Consider the following 19153-nt stretch of genomic DNA (forward strand, 5'->3'; position numbering starts at 1 on the left):
GCACCGCCCTGGCCCCCGCCTCGGCCCTGCCGGCCCAGGACATCAGTGCCGAAGTGCTGCTGGAAAAATACGCCAAGGGCGATGAACAGACCCTGGACGAGTTGCGCCAGCGCGTCGCGCGCGCGCTCGCCGAGGCCGAGGCGCCCGAGGCCCGGGCGCATTGGGAAGCCAGATTCCTGGACGCGCAGCGCCGCGGCTTCGTGCCTGCCGGCCGCATCAATTCCGCCGCCGGCACCGAGCTCACCGCCACCCTGATCAACTGCTTTGTGCAGCCGGTGGGCGACTCCATCGCCTCCGTCGACGATGGCCATCCCGGCATCTATACCGCCCTGACCGAGGCCGCCGAGACGATGCGCCGCGGCGGCGGCGTGGGCTACGACTTCTCGCGCATCCGCCCGCGCGGCGCCTGGGTCGGCTCCACGCAGAGCAGCGCCTCGGGCCCGGTCAGCTATATGCGCGTGTTCGACCGCAGCTGCGAGACGGTGGAGTCCGCCGGCAGCCGCCGCGGCGCCCAGATGGGCGTGCTGCGCTGCGACCATCCCGACATCGAGGAGTTCATCCACGCCAAGGACCATGGCGACCTGAAGAACTTCAATGTTTCGGTGGGCGTGACCGATGTGTTCATGCAGGCCATCGAGGCCGATGCCGAGGTGGAGCTCACGCACAAGGCGGAGCCCGGCGCCAAGCAGCGCGCCGCCGGTGCCTACCAGCGCGGCGACGGCCTGTGGGTCTACCGCAAGCTCAAGGCCCGCTCGCTGTGGGACCAGGTGATGCGCAGCACCTACGACCATGCCGAGCCCGGCGTGCTGTTCCTGGACCGCATCAACGCCGACAACAACCTGCATTACTGCGAATCGATCGCCGCCACCAACCCTTGCGCCGAGCAGCCGCTGCCGCCCTATGGCTGCTGCTGCCTGGGCTCGGTGAACCTGACGATCTTCGTGCGCGACCCCTTCGGCCCCAACGCCAGCTTCGATGAGGAGGGCTTTGCCGAGGTCTGCAAGGTGGCCACCCGCATGCTGGACAACGTGCTGGACGTGACCCCCTGGCCGCTGCCCGCGCAGCAGCAGGAGGCGCGCAACAAGCGCCGCGTCGGCCTCGGCTTCACCGGCCTGGGCGACACCCTGGTGATGCTGAACCAGCGCTACGACACCGAGGCCGCGCGCGATGTGGCGCGCCGCATCAGCGAGGTGATGCGCAATGCCGCCTACGAGGCCAGCGCCGACCTGGCGGTGGAGCGCGGTGCCTTTCCGCTCTTCAATGCCGATCTCTACCTCTCCGGTGGCAACTTCGCCTCGCGCCTGCCGCAGGGCCTGAAGGACAAGATCCGCGCCCAGGGCCTGCGCAACTCGCACCTGCTCTCGATCGCGCCCACCGGCACCATCAGCCTGGCCTTCGCCGACAACGCCAGCAACGGCATCGAGCCCGCCTTCAGCTGGAGCTACACGCGCAAGAAGCGCATGCCCGACGGCAGCTTCAAGGAATATGCGGTCGAGGACCATGCCTGGCGCCTGTACCGCCACATGTTCGGCAGCGATGCACCGCTGTCCGATGCCTTCGTGACGGCGCTGGAACTCTCCGCCGCCGATCATGCCTCGATGGTGGCCGCGGTGGCGCCCTTCGTCGACACCTCGATCTCCAAGACGGTGAACGTGCCGGCGGACTATCCCTATGCGGATTTCCAGGATCTCTACACCCAGGCCTGGAAGGCCGGGCTGAAGGGCCTGGCCACCTACCGGCCCAACAACATCCTCGGCTCGGTGCTGAGCGTCGAGCCCACCGCCACGCCCGAGCCGCTCAAGCCGGTGACGGCCGACGGCACTAACCAGCGCCTGCGCGTCGAGCGCCTGCCCACCGCGGTGCTGGCCTCGCTGCGCTGGCCCAGCCGGCCCGAGCTGCCCGGCGGCAACCCGGCCTGGAGCTACATGATCCGCCACCCGCATGGCGACTTCGCGCTCTTCGTCGGTGAGCTGCCGGCCGAGGGGCCGGATGCCGGCCTGTTCGGCAAGAACCTGCCCTTCGAGGTGTGGGTGAACGGCGCCGAACAGCCGCGCGGCCTGGCCGCCGTGGCCAAGACGCTCTCGATGGACCTGCGCACCAATGATGCGGCCTGGCTGCGCCTCAAGCTCGACGCGCTGGCCACCGTGGCCGAGGAGCGCGCCTTCGAGATGCCGATGCCGCCGAACGGCGAGTCGCGCCTGTTCCCCGGCGTGGTCTCGGCCACCGCCGCGGTGATCCGCTCGCGCTGCGAGCAGCTCGGCGCGCTGCAGGAGGGCGGCCCGACGCCGGTGCTGGACGCGATGTTCAGCCGCGAGGAGCCGCGCACCAGCACCATGGGCACGCTGGCCTGGGCGGTGGATGTGGACAACCCCGCCACCGGCGAGCAGTTCACCCTCACGCTCAAGGAAGTCAGCCTGCCGGCGCCGGATGGCGGCCACATCACGCGCCCCTGCGCGATGGGCTTCTCGGGCAACTACCCCAAGGCCCTGGACGGCATGGCGCGCCTGCTCTCGCTGGACATGCGCGTGATGGACCCGGCCTGGATCGGCATGAAGCTGCGCAAGCTGCTCAACGTGGGTGAACCGCTGGGCCACTTCATGGCGCCGGTGCCTACCCTCTCGGGTGAGCGTCGCCAGCAGATCTGGCCCTCCACCGTGGCCTATGTGGCGCGCCTCATCATTCACCGTTATGCCATGCTGGGTGTGCTGGACGAGCAGGGCCTGCCGCTGGTGGAGATGGGCCTGCTGCAGGCGCCCGTGGGCAAGTCGGTTTCGACCAGCGCCAGCCTGCAGGTGCAGGCCGGCAAGCCCTGCCCGGAATGCGGCAACGCCACCATGATCCACAAGGACGGCTGCGATTTCTGCACCGCCTGCGGTTATGTGGGGCAGTGCGGCTGAGGCGATGGCCTGAACGGGCGCGCAGCCTGTCGTAACGCACAGCTGGAGTTGCGGCAGACTGCGCGGTATGGACGCCCCTCAAGTCACCCCGGATGTAAAGCCATTCAAGTCCGCACAGGCTTTTGAGGCCTGGCTGCGCAAGCATCACGCGAGCTCCGATGGCTTGTGGCTCAAAATCGCCAAGAAAGGGGTCGGCGTCCCCAGCGTCACGTACCTCGAAGCGGTGGAGATCGCGCTGTGTTGGGGCTGGATCGATGGGCAGAAGAAGGGCCTCGATGAGCAGCACTTCCTGCAGCGTTTCACCCCGCGCCGGCCGCGCAGCGTCTGGTCGAAGACGAATGTGACCAAGGTCGCTGCGCTCATCGAAGCAGGGCGGATGCAGCCCGCCGGGCAGGCCCAGGTCGATGCCGCCAAAGCCGACGGCCGCTGGGAGCGCGCCTACGATGGCGCGCGCACGGCCACCGTGCCGGAAGACCTGCAGGCCGCGCTGGTCCAGTGCCCGCCGGCGCAGGCCTTCTTCGCGACCATCAACGCCAGCAACCGCTACGCCGTGCTCTGGCGTGTGCAGACCGCGGTGAGGCCACAGACCCGCGCCGCGCGGATCGCGCAGCTGGTCGAGATGTTGGCGCGGGGCGAGGTCTTGCATCTCTTCAAGCCGAAGCCCCGGGGCTGAGCCCTCCCGAATCCGTCGTCCGGCGCTGAATTCACGGCGACCGCCGCTGCCGGTAGGGCTGCCTCGCAGGGTCGACCGACCGCAAACGCTGCAGCAGCCTCAGCCACCGGCTGATTGAGCTTGTACTCGGTATCGGACGGCTCACCAAACAGTTAGGCAAAGCCCGGCCATTGTCCTTGGCGCTGTCCGCTCGATCGATCGGACGCTGACCAGGCGCGACTCCCCCTTACTCCAAAAAGTCCGAAACATAAGTCAGTTTGCGAGGCCAGGCTGCCACCGTGACTTCGTTTGTCCAGGTTGATCATTCCCTTCTTCCGCTGGAAAACCCCCATAAACCGACTAATCGATCGGTTTTAGACTGGCTCCGCAGTGGAAGCAAGGAAGCTGGAATGAGCAACAAGGACAAGAAGGTGCGCATCGCCCTGTTGGGCGGCGCCGGCATGATGGGGCAGGGCATCGTTCGCGACCTGCTGTCGGATCGGGCCATCGTCGACATCGCGGAACTCAAGCTTTTTGACTCGAGCCGCGAGCGCATGCGGGCGCTGGGCGAGGCGATGAACAACGACGCGCGTCTGAGCCTGCACGAGCTGGATGTGAGCGATGCGCAGGCGCTGCGGCGTGCGCTCGACGGGGTCGACATCTGCGTCAACGCGGTGCCGACCCTGGCCGGCCATCAGATGGCCATCTTTGCCGCCGCGCTGGACGCCAGGGCGGACTATGTGGACCTGGGCGGGCTGGGCACCTACACGGTCAAGCAACTGGAGTGGCACGAGCGCTTCCGCGCCGCCGGCGTGGTGGCGGTGCTGGGCGTCGGCGCCGACCCGGGCATGTCGAATGTGATCTGCCGCGCCGTGGCCGACCAGCTCGACGAGATTGACAGCATCCACCTCTACTGGGCCGCCACCCTGAGCGGCGCGGAGAACCCGGTGCTGGTGCCGCCCTACAGCGTCTCGACCGTGCTGGCCGAGTACGCCCACCCCTGCGTACAGTTCCTCGGCGGCCGCCATGTCGAATGCGCGCCGCAGACCGGCAAGGAAGTGATCGACCTGCCCGAGCCCTGGGGGCGCTGCGAGTTCATGTACTCGATCCATTCCGAGCAGCTGACCGTGCCGCTGGCCGATGGCATCCGCCAGAAGGGCATCCAGGAGTTCACCTGGAAGCTGCATCTGCCCAAGCGCGAGCACGAGGCCTGGGTGGGGCTGGTGAAGGCGGGCTTCGGCGACTTCGACCGCCCGGTGGACGTCAACGGCACGCCGGTGCGGCCGCTGGACCTGCTGAACGCCGTCATCAACCGCAATATCGCCGAGAACGCCCAGCGCATCCCCGCGCAGCAGAGCAGCGAGATCCACTTCGCGATCGGCCGCGGGCGGGTCGGCGACCAGCCGGCCACGGCGCGCTGCGAGGTCATCGTGCGCGCCCATCCGATGTACGAGGGTTATGTCGACGCGGCCACCTCGATGAATGCCTCGATCGCCGTGCAGCTGATGCTGCGCGAACCGCGCCGGCCCGGCGTCTACGCGCCCGAGGCCTATTTCGATGCCAAGTCCTACTTCGTGGAAGCCGAGAAGCGCCAGTTCGCGATCTCGCTGACGCGCCAGATCGGCTGAGCAGCATGCTGGAGCGGCTTCTCTACATCGACGGCGCCTTCGTGCCCGCGGCCCGCGGTGGCACGCTGGACGTGCAGGACCCGGCCCGCGAGGAGGTCTTTGCCCGCGCCGCCGCCGGCACGGCCGCCGATGTGGACGCGGCCGTCGCCGCGGCGCGCCGCGCCTTCGACCAGGGGCCCTGGCCGCGCCTGCGCGCCGCCGAGCGCGCGGCCCTGCTGCGCCAGGTGGCGGCCGCCCTGCGCGCCGAGCAGGAGCAGCTGGCGCGGCTGGAGCAGCGCGACAACGGCAAGCCGCTCAAGGAAGCGCGCTGGGACGTGGCCGACGCCGCCTTCTGCTTCGACTACTACGCCGACCTGGCCGAGCAGATCGAGGCCGAGGGCGAGGCCGCGGTGGATGTGGGCGACGCGCGTTTTGACTGCCGCATCCGCAGGGAGCCGGTGGGTGTGGTGGGCGCCATCACGCCCTGGAACTTCCCGCTGCTGATGGCGGCCTGGAAGGTGGCGCCGGCGCTCGCCGCGGGTTGCTGCGTGGTGCTCAAGCCCTCCGAGTTGTGTCTGCTGAGCTGCACGGAACTGGCGCGTTATCTGCACGAGGCGGGGCTGCCCGCCGGCGCCTTCAATCTGGTGACCGGGCTGGGTGCCGAAGCCGGCGCGCCGCTGGCCGAGCATCCCGGCGTCGACAAGCTGGCCTTCACCGGCTCGCTGGCCACCGGTGCCAAGGTGATGGCCGCGGCCGCGCGCGAGAGCCGCAACGTCAGCCTGGAACTGGGCGGCAAGTCGCCGCTGATCATCTTTGCCGACAGCGATCTCGACAAGGCCGTGCAGTGGCTGCAGTTCGGCGTGTTCTGGAACCAGGGCCAGGTCTGCTCGGCCACCTCGCGCGTGCTGGTGCAGCGCCCGCTCTACGCGGCCCTGCTGGCGCACCTGAAGGCGGCCGCCGAGGCGATCCGCATCGGTCCCGGCGACGCCGAGGGCGTGCAGATGGGCCCCCTGGTGTCGGCCGCCCAGCATGCCAAGGTGCTGGAGGCGATTGCGCGGGCCCGCGAGGGCGGCGCCCGCCTGGTCAGCGGCGGCGGCCGCCCCGTCGGCCTGGAACGCGGCCATTTCCTGCAGCCCACCGTGTTCGCCGACGTGCCGACCGACAGCCTCATCTGGCGCGAGGAGGTGTTCGGGCCGGTGGTCTGCGTGAACCCGTTCGACAGCGAAGCCGAAGCGATCGCGCTGGCCAACGACAGCCGCTACGGCCTGGCCGGCGCGGTGATGTCGGCCGACGCGGCGCGCTGCGAGCGCGTGGCCCGCGCCCTGCGTGCGGGCGTGGTGTGGATCAACTGCTCCCAGCCCACCTTCACCCAGCTGCCCTGGGGCGGCATGAAGGCCTCGGGCATCGGCCGCGAGCTGGGTCGCCAAGGCTACGAAGCCTTCCTGGAGCTCAAGCAGATCACCCGCTTTGATGAGCGCGAAGACTGGAACTGGTACCCGGCCGACACCGTGCCGAAGGCGCCAGCAACCGAACCATCCACGACTTGACTGGAGACTTAGAAATGGCTGATCCGATTTCCAAGCGTCGATTCCATGCGGCCCTGTTGGCCGCGGCCTGCCTGGCCTTGGCGGGCCCCAACAACGCCATCGCGGCCGACGCCAGCCAACTCGGCGGCAAGCTGACCCCGCTGGGCGGCGACGCGGCCGCCAGCAAGGATGGCCGCATCCCGGCCTGGACGAATGAGGCGCAGGCCAGCGAGGGTTGGGCCTACGGCAAGCTGCGCAAGGATTTCTGGAAGTACAAGGCCGACAAGCCGCTGCACTCGATCACCGCCGCCAATGCCGCCGAGCATGCCGAGCAGCTGAGCCCTGGCCAGCTGGCCCTGCTGAAGCAGAACCCCGGCTTCCAGATGGACGTCTACCCGACGCGGCGCAGCTGCGGCGCGCCGGACTTCGTGGCCGAGAACACCAAGAAAAACGTCAGCGCCGCCAAGATGGGCGAGGACGGCTGGAGCCTCAAGTCGGCCGCGGTGCCGGGCATTCCCTTCCCGCTGCCCAGCACCGGCGCGCAGGCCATGATGAATTTCAAGATGCGCTACCACGGGGTGGGCACGGACTTCCCCAACGGCTTCACCTTCGTCTCGCCGCGCCGCGGCAGCGAGGACTGGATCCAGGCCGGCTTCGAGCAGACCATGTTCTACCCCTGGGGCAAGAAGGGCTCGGCCAAGCTCTCGGACGTCGGCAATATCGAGTACTTCACCTACTTCAGCTACAAGTCGCCGGCGGCGCTGGCCGGCCAGGCGCTGGCGGCCAATGTCCTGCTGGACAACCCCAGCGGCGAGACCTTCTACTACTTCCCCGGCCAGCGCCGCGTGCGTCGCCTGCCGGCCTATGCCTACGACGCGCCGCAGATCGGTTTCGAGAACCAGTACCTGCTGGACGAGACCATCATGTTCACCGGCACGCTGGACCGTTTCGACTGGAAGCTGGTCGGCAAGAAGGAACTGCTGGTGCCCTACAACGCGTTGGGCGTTTACGACTTCAAGGCCAAGGTGTCGGACCTGGTGCAGAAGAACGCGCTGGCCGCGAGCGCGCGCCGCTACGAGCTGCACCGCGTCTGGGTGGTCGAGGCCAGCGTCAAGAAGGGCGCGCGCCATGTCTCGCCCAAGCGCACCTACTACCTCGACGAGGACAGCTGGAACGCCGTGCTGGCCGAGGACTACGACATGCAGGGCGCGCTCTGGAAGGTGCGCGAGGGCTACCTGATCCCGGTCTACGAGACCGGCAGCTGCGACGTGGCCGCCTTCAGCCAATACAACCTGCCCGAGGGCCGCTACATCTTCGACTTCAGCACCGTGGGTGCGGGCGTCGACGTCCGGTGGCTGACCGAACCGAGCGGCGAGCGCATGAAGGCGCCCTTCTACACCTCGGACAACCTGCGTGCCATCAGCGATCGCTGATCCGCCTCGACACCACTAGGAGAGCTTCGTGATCAACAAGCCCCAACTCGCGGCGCGCGCCGTCGCGGCCGCCACGGCCATCGTCTGCGCTGGCGCCAGCGCCGAAACCTTCAACACCGAGTTCGTCTCGGGCAGCTTCGATTCGACCCTCAGCGTCGGTACCGGCATACGTACCAATGCCCCGGATGGCGGCCGCGTCATCGAGGGCAACAGCGGCGGGCCGGCCGGCCGCCTGGCCTGGACCAGCGGCCTGGGCGACCAGGGCGACCTCAACTACGCCAAGGGCGATGCCTTCACCACCTACCTCAAGGGCTCGCACGAGCTGCTGCTGAAGTTTCCCGAGAGTGTCACCGCGATGGCGCGGGTGAGCTGGCTGCGCGACTTCTCGGCCACCCGCACCACCGGCTGGAGCAGTGCCACCACGCCGCCGGGCCTGGACGGCAACCTGGCCGATGACGCACGCCGCGACCTGCGCTTCAAGGCGCGCGTGCTGGACCTCTGGGTCAGCAAGAAGTTCGACTTTGAGGACCAGTCCGTGCGCGTGCGCGCCGGCAACCAGGTGATCAGCTGGGGCGAGAGCCTGTTCATCCCGGGCGGCATCAACGTCACCAACGCGGTCGACGTGATGCGCCTCTCGCAGCCCGGCACCCAGCTCAAGGAGGCCATCCTGCCCGCGCCCATCGTCAGCGCCGCCGCCGGCCTGGGCCATGGCCTGAACATCGAGGGCTATGTGCAGCTGGGCTGGAACGCCAACTACATGCCACCCACCGGCAGCTTCTGGTCCAGCTTCAACGGCCTGGGCGCCGGCCACGGCGCCTATGGCTATCCGGAAACCAAGGCGAAAAACAGCGGCCAGTGGGGCGTGTCGCTGCGCTACCAGCCGCAGGGCACGCAGCTGAACCTGGGCGCCTACGCGATCAACTACCACGACAAGTCGCCGTCCTTCACCTTCAACGACCCGAACGGCGGCATGGGCTGGGTGTACGGCGAGAACCGCAAGCTCTACGGCCTGTCGGCCAACTTCCCGCTGGGCGACTGGGCCATCGGCGCCGAGTTCTCCTACCGCCCCAAGGACGCGGCCACCATCAACGCCGCCACCACCGGCTGCGCCTCGCAGAACGGCAACTGCTGGGTCGATACCGCGCGCATGCAGCTGGCGCTCACCGCGCTGTTCAGCCTGACGCCGGACTCGGCCCCCGGGCTGCTGAATCTGCTGGGCGCGCAGACCGGCACCCTGCTGGCCGAGGCGGTGGCGATACGCTTCCCGCGCCTGCAGCAGCAGTACGGCGATGACCTGATCTCGGCCGGCGGCTGGGGCTGGGGCCAGCAGACCTCGGCCAGCGGCACGCCGGTGGCAGTGGGCACCAAGAACTCGGCGGGCATCAACTTCGACTTCAGCTGGGTCTACGACGGCTCGCTGATCCCGGGCTGGCAGGTGGTGCCGGAGCTCTACTACTTCCGCGCGCTGAGCGGCCGCACGCCCAATGGCGCTGCCACCTTCATGAAGGGCGCGCATTCGGCCAACTTCATCGTCAGCTTCATCCAGAACCCGGCGCGCTGGCAGTTTGCCGTCAACTACGCCCGCTTCATGGGTGGCGAGACGGCGGTCGACCAGCCCTACCGCGACCGCAGCTTCATCGGCCTCAACGCCTCGCGCAACTTCTGAGGGGTGTGACGGCGATGACGCAGCGTTTCCTGGATCGCCTCGAGGCCTTCTGCTTCGGGCGGCGCAAGCTGGTGATGGCGGCGCTGCTGCTGCTGACGCTGGTGATGGGCTACTTCGGCTCGCGGCTGCGCATGGAGGCCGGCTTCGAGAAGCACCTGCCCAGCAACCATCCCTATGTGGCGACCTTCCACGCCTACCGCAACGATGTGATGGGCGCGAACCGCCTCAACATCGTGGTGCGGGCGCGCCAGGGCACGATCTGGACCGCGGCGGCCTTGAGCCGGCTCTACCAGGTGACGCAGGCGGTGACCTTTCTGCCGAATGTCGAGCGCCTGGGCGTGCAATCGCTGTGGACGCCCAACAGCTTCGTCAACGAGATCACCGAGGAGGGCTTTCGCGCCGATCCGCTCATCGACGGCAGCGTCACGCCCGAGAGCCTGGACGAGGCGAGCATCGCCAAGATCCGCGCGGCGGCGCTGCAGGGCGGCTTCGTCGGCACCCTGGTCTCGCGCGGGCAGGACAGCGCCATGATCAGCGCCGAGCTGATCGAGACCGGCGCCGACGGCCGCCAGCTCGACTATGTGGCCTACAACCGCATCCTCGAGCAGCAGCTGCGCCAGCGCTTCGAGGACCAGGACTTCGCGATCGAGATCATCGGCTTCGCCAAGCAGGTGGGCGAGATCGCCGACGCCGCCGGTTCGGTGCTGGCCTATTTCGGCCTGGCCCTGCTGCTCACCGCCGCGGCGGTCTACTGGTATTGCCGCTCGCTGCTGTTCACGCTGCTGCCCATCCTGTGCTCCTTCACCTCGCTGGTATGGCAGTTCGGTGCGCTGCAGCTGCTGGGCTTCGGCCTGGACCCGCTGGCGGTGCTGGTGCCTTTTCTCGTCTTCGCGATCGGCGTTTCGCATGGCGTGCAGCAGATCAACTTCATCGTGCGCGAGGTCTCGCTGGGCCGGAGCTGCGAGGCCGCCTGCCGCGCCAGCCTCACGGGCCTGCTGATCCCGGGCACGCTGGCGCTGGCGACCGCCTTTGTCTCCTTCATCACCCTCTTGCTGATCCCGATCCCGATGGTGCGCGAGCTGGCGATCGCGGCCTCGCTGGGCGTGGCCTTCAAGATCGTCACCAACCTGCTGATGCTGCCGGTGGCGGCCTCCTTCTTCCGCGTCGAGCGCAGCTATGCCGATGCCGCGATGGCGCTGCGCGAGGCGCGCGCCGATTGGCTGCGCCTGCTGGCCCGCATCGCGCGGCCGCGCAACGCCGCCGCCTGCCTGGCCATCGTCGGCGCGGTGTTCGGCCTGGCCGTCTGGCAAAGCCATGGCCGCGTGGTCGGCACGGTGGAGCCGGGCGCGCCCGAGCTGCGCCCGGATGCGCGCTTCAACCGCGACGCCGTGTCGATCGCCGCCAACTACGACACCGGCCTGGACTGGCTGACCGTGATCTTCGAGGCCAGCGCGGCCCCAGGCGCTCCCGCCACCCAGGACGGCATCGGCTTCTGCGGCAACGTCAACATCGGCCTGTTCCAGGACCGCTTCGTCTGGGCCATGCAGCCGGTGCCCGGCGTGCTGTCCGTCAGCGCCTTCTCCGACCAGATGAAGCAGTACAACCTCGGCTACAACGAGGGCAACCCGAAGATGGAAGCGGTGCCCCTGGACGCCGCCAACTTCGCGGCCCTGGCCACCGAGATCGCCCGCACCCGCGGCACCATGCGCAAGGACTGCAGCATGACCGCCGTGCACCTCTACCTGACCGACCACAAGGCGGTCACCATCCAGCGCGTCATCGAGGCCGTCAAGGCCTTCGCCGCCGGCCATGCCGAGGCGGGCGTGCAGATCCGCCTGGCCTCGGGCAATGCCGGCGTGCTGGCAGCGGTGAACGAGACGCTGGAGGCCAGCGAGCTGCCGATGATGCTGTACGTCTATGCCGCCATCGTGCTGCTGGTGTTCGCGACCTACCGCGACTTCCGGGCCGTGCTGGCCTGCTGCCTGCCGCTCACCATCGGCACCTTCATCGGCTACTGGTTCATGAAGGAGCTGCAGATCGGCCTCACCGTGGCCACCCTGCCGGTGATGGTGCTGGCGGTGGGCATCGGTGTCGACTACGCCTTCTACATCTACAACCGCCTGCAGCTGCATCTGGCCAGGGGCCAGTCCATCGTGCAGGCGCTCGAGCAGGCGATCCTGGAGGTCGGCACGGCCACCATCTTCACCGCCATCACGCTGGCCCTGGGCGTGGCCACCTGGTCGTTCTCGGCGCTCAAGTTCCAGGCCGATATGGGCAAGCTGCTGGCCTTCATGTTCATGGTGAACATGGTGATGGCGATGACGGCGCTGCCCGCCTTCGCGGTATGGCTGGAGCGCCTGCTGCCGCGCCGCCGGCCCGCCCGCGTGCCCGGCCTGATGCTGCATTGACGAGGCCAGCCACCATGATGAAGACACTCTGCAAACGCGCCGCCACCCTGCTACTGGGCCTGGCCCTGGCGGTCGATGGCCGCGCCGTGACCCTGCAGCCGGCCGAGCGCGTGGCACATGCGAGCCAGGCGCCCATGCTGGCGGCCGCCTGGGCGGGCGCGGAGAAAAAGCGTGCGGTGGCGGTCGGTGCGCATGGCGTGGTGCTGCTGTCGGACGACCACGGCGCCAGCTGGCGCCAGGCCCGCACCGTGCCGGTGGACGTGACGCTCACCGGCGTTGCCTTCGCCAACGAGCGCGAGGGCTGGGCGGTGGGCCATGCCGGCGTGGTGCTGCACAGCGCCGATGGCGGCGACAGCTGGACGCTGCAGCGCAGCGCGCCGCAGGAAGACCGGCCGCTGTTCGCCGTGCACTTCTTCGACCGCGAGCATGGCGTGGCCGTGGGCCTGTGGTCGCTGGTGCTGCTGACCCGCGATGGCGGCCGCCATTGGCAGGCGCAGCAGCTGCCCGCACCGCCCGGTGCCAAGCGCGCCGACCTGAATCTCTACGGCCTGTTCGCGGGCCCCGACGGCACGCTCTATGCCGCGGCCGAGAAGGGCTATCTGCTGCATTCGGCCGATGGCGGCCAGCAGTGGAGCTATCTCGCCACCGGCTACCGCGGCTCCTTCTGGGCCGGCGCCGCGCTGGCGGATGGCGTGCTGCTGGCGGGCGGCCTGCGCGGCGCGCTCTACCGCAGCGCCGATGCGGGCCGCAGCTGGGGCCGCATCGAGGCCGGCACCAACACATCGATTGCGGGCCTCGTCAGGCTGGGCGAGCGCGGCGCGCTGGCCGTCAGCCAGGACGGCCAGCTGCTGCGCAGCGACGACGCCGGCGCCAGCTTCCATCCTCAGGCCCAGCCGCAGCGCCCGCGCCTGGCCGCGCTGCTCGCGGATGACGCGAACCGCGCGCCGCTGCTGTTCTCGAACCAGGGCCCCCTGCCCATCGACTCGCACTGAGTCACCCGACCCGAACTCTCTTCATCCATCCATGCCCATCCCATCCGAATCCAACGAGCTCTGCTACCTGAGCGCCAGCGCGGCGCTGCAACTGTTCCGCCAGCGCGAGCTCTCGCCGGTCGAGCTGCTGAACGCCCAGCTGGCGCAGGCGGAAAAGCTGGAGCCGCAGCTGAATGCCTTCAGCGCCCAGCGCCTGGAGCTGGCCATGCAGGCGGCACGCGAGGCCGAGCAGCGCTATGCCCGCGGCGGTGCCCCGCTGCGCGCGCTGGAAGGCATTCCGGTGGCGCTGAAGAACGAGCACACCCTGTGCGGCTGGGTCACCACCAAGGGCTCCTGGCTGCAGGGCAACCAGCCCGACACCGTCAACGCGCCGATCACCCAGCGCCTGCTCGATGCCGGCGCCGTCATCCATGCCCAGACCAATGTGCCGGAGTTCTACATGGCCGGCTTCACCCGCTCGGTGCGGCATGGCGTGACCCGCAATCCCTGGAACCTGGCGATGACCCCGGGCGGCTCCAGCGGCGGCAGCGGCGCGGCGCTGGCGGCCGGCATGACCACGCTGGCCTCGGGCTCGGACATCGGCGGTTCGATCCGCATCCCCGCCAGCTACTGCGGCGTGGTCGGGCTCAAGCCCAGCTATGGCCGGGTGCCGGTGACGCCGATCGGCTATGCCCTGCACACCATGAACCATATCGGCCCGATGGCGCGCACGGTGGCCGATTGCGCGCTGATGTTCAATGTGGTGAACGGCCCGCATCCGGCCGACCCCGCCACCGTCAGCCCCAAGCTGGAGGTGCCGCTGGCGTTCGCGCCCGTCAAGGGCCTGCGCATCGCGCTCTCCTACGACCTCAACTTCTACCGCGTGCACGAGGATGTGCGGCGCGCGCTCGAGCAGGTGGCCCAGGCCTTGCGCGAGCAGGGCGCGATCGTCGAGCCGGTGGCGCTGGACTGGGATGAGCGCGCCGCCGACGCCGTGCTGCAGCGCCTGGGCTACGAGACCGGGCGCGAGTTCGCCAGCCGCATCCTGCTGCAGGACGCGCCCACCAGCGACTACATCCGCCAGTTCGCCGCCGACGGCCTGAAGGTCAGCGGCGAGCAGTACCTGGCCACCAACGAGGTGATCGGGCGCATGTACGACTCGATGGCGCGCCTGATGGCCAGCCACGACGCGCTGATCTGCCCCACCATGGCCAGCATCGGCAGCTCGGCCGAGGGCGAGAGCGACAGCAGCGCGATCCTGCGCAGCGATGCCATGACCTATCCCTTCAATCTGCTGAGCCGGCATCCGGTGCTTAGCGTGCCCGCGGGTGTGGCCAGCAATGGCGTGCCGATCGGCGTGCAGGTGGTCGGCCGCACGCTCGACGAGGGCAGCGTGTTCCGCATCGGCGCGGCGATCGAGGCCGCCTGCTGGGCGGGCCGGCGCCCGGCACTCTGAGACGATCGCCATGCCTGCCCACCTTCATCAAACCCGAGAACTCACCCCATGAGCACCGATCAACAAGGCCAGCTCAAGCGCGCCCTGAGCTACCGCGACCTGGTCTTCTACGGCCTGGCCTATACCGCGCCGGTCACGCCGCTGACCATGGCCGGCTTTGTCTGGGAGGAGTCGCATGGCCTGATCGCGCTGGCCTTCCTGCTGGGCGCGCTGTGCGTCTACTTCACCGCCAGCAGCTATGCGGTGATGACGCGCGAGCTGCCCAGCGCCGGTTCCGTCTACGGTTTCGCCAGCCACACCATGGGGCCCTTCGCGGGCTTTCTAGCCGGCTGGATGATCCTGCTCGACTACCTGCTGGTGCCGGCCTTCATCTATGCCATGTGTGCGGTCGGCCTGGAGACGCTGATGCCGGGCGTCGGCCGTGCCGGCTGGGTGCTGATCTCGGTCGGGGTCACCGTCGTCGTCAACTGGTATGGCATCACGGTCACCTCGCGGGTCAGCATGCTGTCGGTGTTGCTGCAACTGCTGCTGGTCGGCGGCGTGACCTTGCTGGGCCTGTGGGCCTTGCAGGGCGGCCGGGGCAGCGGGGCCTTGAGCCTGGCGCCGCTGCTGCCGGCGGGACCATGGGACGGCAGCGCCGTGCTGGCCGCCACCTCGATCTGCGTGATGAGCTATCTGGGCTTCGACGCGGTGTCGACGCTGGCCGAGGAGGTCAGGGATGGCGAAACGCGCCTGGTCGGCCGGGCCATCCTGACGAACCTGGCCATCACCGGCAGCCTGTGCGTGGGGGTGTCCTGGGTGATGGGCAATCTGCTGGCCGGCTTCACGGTGCACGACCCGGCCCTGGTGATCTACGAGCTGCTGGACCAGCTGGCCGGCCCGGGGGCCGGGGTCGCGCTGGCCTGGTTCCTGACCATCGTGGTGGGCGTGCCCAATGTGCTGCCGATGCAGGTGGGCGTGGCCCGCGTGCTGTTCGCGATGGGGCGCGACCGCACCCTGCCGGCGGTGCTGGCCAAGGTGAACCGCCGCCATGGCAACCCCTGGGTGGCGATGGTCGTCTCGACCGCGGTGTCGCTGGGCATCGCGCTGGCGATGCGCAACCGCATCAGCGAGCTCGCCATCTTCATCAGCGTCGGCGCGCTGACCGGTTTCATGGCCGTGCATCTGTCGGTGCTGGTCCGTTTCGGTCGCCGGGCCGGCCGCCGCTGGTGGAGCCACCTGCTGGCACCGCTGATGGGCATCGCCGTGATCCTGACGATCCTGAGCCATCTCAGCGCCATGGCGCTGGCCGTCGGCGGCGGCTGGCTGCTGGCCGGCCTGGCCTATCGACTGCTGTCCCGGGGCGGGCCGTCCGGGATGCCCGCAGAACCTCCCTCCCAGCCCGCGCACAAAAACATTTAGGAGACAGACAAGATGGCTCGCACTCCCCTGATGAAGGTCCTGGCCGGCGTGATGGACGTGGCACGCTTGCGCAACGAACATGAACACCTGTCCAACGACGCCGCGCTGGCCCTGCTGCGCGAACGCCGCAAGCTGCTGCAGGCGGCGGGTTCGGCCGCTGCGCTGGGTTCGACGCCGCTGCTGGCGGCCGCCGCCAAGCCGCGCGGGAAGGCCGGTACCAACACCCGTACGGTGATCGTGGGCGCGGGCCTGGCCGGCCTGGCCTGTGCCTATGAGCTGAAGAAGGCCGGCGTCATCGCCACCGTCTACGAGGCCTCCGAGCGCCTGGGCGGCCGCTGCTGGTCCAACACCACGGCCTTCCCGGGCCAGGTGGCCGAGAACGGCGGCGAGCTGATCGACACCGGCCACCGCGAGCTGCGCGAGCTGGCGCGCGAACTCGATCTGGTGCTGGACGACCTGGCCGCCTACGACAGCGCGGCGGGCGGCCAGATCACCTTCTGGATCGCCGGCGCCCGCTATACCTGGGACGAGCAGGTGAACGACTTTGCCGCGGTGCAGGCGCAGTTCGACGCCGACAACCGCGCCGCGCCCTGGCCGCAGACCTATGACAACTACACGCAGCGCGGCTGGGAGCTGGACCACCTGTCGGTGACCGACTACATCGCCCGCACCATCCCCGGCGGCCTGAACTCGCGCCTCGGCCAGCTGCTCAAGCTGCTGATGGATGCCTCGGCCGGCGTGGCCGCCAGCGAGGCCAGCGCGCTGGATCTGGTGGGCTTCTTCGCGCCGCGCGGTTCGGACGAGCGTTATCACATCCGCGGCGGCAATGACCAGCTCGTCAAGGGCATGGCCCAGCGCCTGGATGCCGGCCAGATCATCAGGAGCCATGCGCTGACGAAGCTGGTGCGCAACGCCGACCAGAGCTACACGCTGAGTTTCAGCTGCGCCGGCCAGAGCGTCGAGGTGCAGGCCGACCATGTGGTGCTGGCGCTGCCCTTCTCGGTGCTGCAGAGCTCGGTGGACTATGCCCGCGCCGGCTTCGACAGCATGAAGCTCGCGACCATCCAGAACTTCCGCATGGGCATGCACACCAAGTTCCAGTTGCAGTTCAAGCGCCGCCTCTGGCGCGAGCAGGGCTACAACGGCCTGACCGACAACGATACGGGTGGCTACCAGATCAGCTGGGAGGTCACGCGGGCCCAGCCGGGCACCGAGGGCATCCTGACCAGCTTCACCGGCGACCGCGCCGCGCTGGCGATGAACGACCGCCCCATCAACCAGAAGGCCGCCGACATGCTGGACAGCCTGGAACTCGTATTCCCCGGCATCAAGCCGCTCTGGAACGGCCGCGCGCTCCTGAACTACTGGCCCGGCAATGCCTGGAGCAGGGGTGCTTACACGGCCCATCCGGTGGGCAGCTACACCGCCTATTACGGCTACCAGGGCGTGCGGCAACAGAACTGCCATTTCGCCGGCGAGCATGCCTCGCTGCTGCACTCGGGCTTCCTGAATGGTGCGGTCGAGTCCGGCCAGCGCTGCGCCCGCGAGGTGCTGATGGACCTGCGCGGAGCCTGATGAGCCATGCATAGCACCCGATTCGACCCGCAGGAACCCCAGCTCTTCCTCGATGGCGGCTATGTGCCGCCGCTCGCTGAAGCGCACAAGGCCTCCATCAACCCGGCCACGCTGGCGCCGGTCGGGCGTTATCCGATCTGCGCCGAGGCCGATGTGGCGCGCGCCGTGGCCAGCGCCCATTTGGCGCAGCGGCTGTGGAAGCGCACCGACACGCAAACCCGCGCAGGCCTGCTGCATGGCGTGGCGCAGGCGATCGAGCAATCACCGCTGCGCGACGAGCTCGCCCAGCTGCTGTGCCGCGAGATGGGCAAGCCCTATCCGGATGCGGTGGGCGAGCTCTCGATCTGCGCCTCGGTGTTCCGCTACTACGCCGAGCTGGCGCGCGACGACGGCGGCAAGGTGGCCGGCAGCAACCAGGCCGGCTCCTTCCAGTACATGCGCTACGAGCCCTATGGCGTCTCGGTGCACATCCTGCCCTTCAACTACCCCATCCTGCTGCTGTGCTGGACCGTGGCGGCCTCGCTGGCGGCCGGCAATGCCTGCATCGTCAAGCCGGCCGAGGCCACCTCGCTGTGCACGCTGCAGTTCATGCAGCACTTTGCCGGCCTGCCGGCGGGGCTGTTGGCCTGCCTGCCCGGCGATGCGCAGACGGCCCAGCTGCTGATCCAGCACCCCGGCACCCATGCGGTGGCCTTCACCGGCAGCGTGGCGGCGGCGCGCGCGGTGGGCGTGGCCTGCGCCGATCGCATGAAGCCCTGCGTGCTGGAGGCGGGCGGCAGCGATCCGATGATCATCTCGCGCCACGCCCCGATCGAGATCGCGGCGGCCGGCTGCGTCAACTCGGCCTTCCTGCTGACCGGGCAGGTGTGCACCTCGTCGGAGCGTTTCTTCGTGGTGGACGAGGTGCACGACGCCTTCGTCGCCGAGTTCGCGCGCCGCACCCGGCAGCTGCGCGTGGGCGATGGCATGGGCATGGCCGAGATCGGCCCGCTGGTGAGCCGTGCCGCGCGCGACAAGGTGGCACGCCTGGTGGCCGAGGCCGTGGCCCAGGGCGCCACCCTGGTCTGCGGCGGCCGCGTGCCGCCGCATTGCGAGCAGGCGGGCTGGTTCTACGAGCCCACCATACTCACCGGCGTCACGCCGCAGATGGCCATCATGCGCGAGGAATGCTTCGGCCCGGTGGCGGCGATCTGCCGCGTGGCCGATTTCGACGCGGCGCTGCGCCTGGCCAACGACACCGAGTTCGGCCTCGGCGCCTCGGTCTACACCACCGACCTGGCCGAGGCCATGGAGGCGGCTGAGGCCTTGGAGTCCGGCATGGTGTGGGTCAACAACCCCTTGATCGACAACGACGCGCTGCCCTTCTCGGGCGCCAAGATGTCCGGCCTCGGCTGCGAACTCGGCCGCTTCGGCCTCGACGCCTTCCGCCGCACCAAGATGGTCGTCCTCGACCACCAGCCGCGCATGCATGAATGGTGGTTGCCGCGCCCGGACTCGGCCTTCTATCCCGGCGCGACGGGCCCATGAAGTCGCTGATGCATTTGGCGCCTTGCCCGGTTCG

12 protein-coding genes are annotated in these 19153 nt (G+C 69.1%); all 12 read left to right on the plus strand.

The window, feature by feature from the left end; translation table 11 throughout:
• Positions 1 to 8: 8 nt before the first annotated feature.
• Positions 9 to 2897: an adenosylcobalamin-dependent ribonucleoside-diphosphate reductase gene (locus AC3WQY_RS17955; RefSeq protein ID WP_492709917.1), complete on the plus strand. Its 2889-nt coding sequence runs from the start codon at positions 9 to 11 to the stop codon at positions 2895 to 2897.
• 67 nt (positions 2898 to 2964) lie between these two features.
• Positions 2965 to 3570, plus strand: coding sequence for a YdeI/OmpD-associated family protein (locus tag AC3WQY_RS17960; RefSeq protein ID WP_492709877.1), 606 nt, complete (start codon positions 2965 to 2967; stop codon positions 3568 to 3570).
• A 389-nt stretch (positions 3571 to 3959) separates the two neighbouring features.
• Positions 3960 to 5177 carry a saccharopine dehydrogenase family protein gene (locus tag AC3WQY_RS17965; protein ID WP_492709878.1) on the plus strand — a complete coding sequence of 406 codons (1218 nt, stop codon included), beginning with the start codon at positions 3960 to 3962 and terminating at the stop codon, positions 5175 to 5177.
• Between the two features lie 5 nt (positions 5178 to 5182).
• Entirely contained in the window at positions 5183 to 6703 is a 1521-nt protein-coding gene (locus AC3WQY_RS17970; RefSeq protein WP_492709879.1) for an aldehyde dehydrogenase family protein, read from the plus strand.
• A 14-nt stretch (positions 6704 to 6717) separates the two neighbouring features.
• Complete coding sequence (locus AC3WQY_RS17975; RefSeq protein ID WP_492709880.1) at positions 6718 to 8115, plus strand: DUF1329 domain-containing protein; 1398 nt, start codon at positions 6718 to 6720, stop codon at positions 8113 to 8115.
• Between the two features lie 31 nt (positions 8116 to 8146).
• Positions 8147 to 9781 (plus strand): DUF1302 domain-containing protein, encoded by a 1635-nt coding sequence (locus AC3WQY_RS17980; RefSeq protein ID WP_492709918.1) that lies wholly within the window; start codon positions 8147 to 8149, stop codon positions 9779 to 9781.
• A 14-nt stretch (positions 9782 to 9795) separates the two neighbouring features.
• Positions 9796 to 12189 carry an efflux RND transporter permease subunit gene (locus AC3WQY_RS17985; protein WP_492709881.1) on the plus strand — a complete coding sequence of 798 codons (2394 nt, stop codon included), beginning with the start codon at positions 9796 to 9798 and terminating at the stop codon, positions 12187 to 12189.
• Between the two features lie 14 nt (positions 12190 to 12203).
• The gene (locus AC3WQY_RS17990) at positions 12204 to 13181 is read left to right on the plus strand and encodes a WD40/YVTN/BNR-like repeat-containing protein (RefSeq protein WP_492709882.1); all 978 of its coding nucleotides are present in this window, start codon (positions 12204 to 12206) and stop codon (positions 13179 to 13181) included.
• Between the two features lie 31 nt (positions 13182 to 13212).
• A complete protein-coding gene (locus tag AC3WQY_RS17995; RefSeq protein WP_285233697.1) occupies positions 13213 to 14616 on the plus strand; it encodes an amidase in 1404 nt (467 codons plus the stop codon).
• Positions 14617 to 14664: 48 nt separating this feature from the next.
• Positions 14665 to 16017: an APC family permease gene (locus AC3WQY_RS18000; protein ID WP_285233696.1), complete on the plus strand. Its 1353-nt coding sequence runs from the start codon at positions 14665 to 14667 to the stop codon at positions 16015 to 16017.
• Between the two features lie 12 nt (positions 16018 to 16029).
• Complete coding sequence (locus AC3WQY_RS18005) at positions 16030 to 17592, plus strand: flavin monoamine oxidase family protein (RefSeq protein ID WP_285233695.1); 1563 nt, start codon at positions 16030 to 16032, stop codon at positions 17590 to 17592.
• Positions 17593 to 17598: 6 nt separating this feature from the next.
• Positions 17599 to 19119 (plus strand): aldehyde dehydrogenase family protein, encoded by a 1521-nt coding sequence (locus AC3WQY_RS18010; protein ID WP_492709883.1) that lies wholly within the window; start codon positions 17599 to 17601, stop codon positions 19117 to 19119.
• Positions 19120 to 19153 lie beyond the last annotated feature (34 nt).

The organism is Roseateles sp. FW301-B2 (assembly GCF_058788955.1).

Coding starts and splice junctions, on each gene's coding strand:
- AC3WQY_RS17960 (WP_492709877.1), top strand. CDS start 2,965: ATGGACGCCCCTCAAGTCACCCCGGATGTAAAGCCATTCAAGTCCGCA.
- AC3WQY_RS17965 (WP_492709878.1), top strand. CDS start 3,960: ATGAGCAACAAGGACAAGAAGGTGCGCATCGCCCTGTTGGGCGGCGCC.
- AC3WQY_RS17970 (WP_492709879.1), top strand. CDS start 5,183: ATGCTGGAGCGGCTTCTCTACATCGACGGCGCCTTCGTGCCCGCGGCC.
- AC3WQY_RS17975 (WP_492709880.1), top strand. CDS start 6,718: ATGGCTGATCCGATTTCCAAGCGTCGATTCCATGCGGCCCTGTTGGCC.
- AC3WQY_RS17985 (WP_492709881.1), top strand. CDS start 9,796: ATGACGCAGCGTTTCCTGGATCGCCTCGAGGCCTTCTGCTTCGGGCGG.
- AC3WQY_RS17990 (WP_492709882.1), top strand. CDS start 12,204: ATGATGAAGACACTCTGCAAACGCGCCGCCACCCTGCTACTGGGCCTG.
- AC3WQY_RS17995 (WP_285233697.1), top strand. CDS start 13,213: ATGCCCATCCCATCCGAATCCAACGAGCTCTGCTACCTGAGCGCCAGC.
- AC3WQY_RS18000 (WP_285233696.1), top strand. CDS start 14,665: ATGAGCACCGATCAACAAGGCCAGCTCAAGCGCGCCCTGAGCTACCGC.
- AC3WQY_RS18005 (WP_285233695.1), top strand. CDS start 16,030: ATGGCTCGCACTCCCCTGATGAAGGTCCTGGCCGGCGTGATGGACGTG.
- AC3WQY_RS18010 (WP_492709883.1), top strand. CDS start 17,599: ATGCATAGCACCCGATTCGACCCGCAGGAACCCCAGCTCTTCCTCGAT.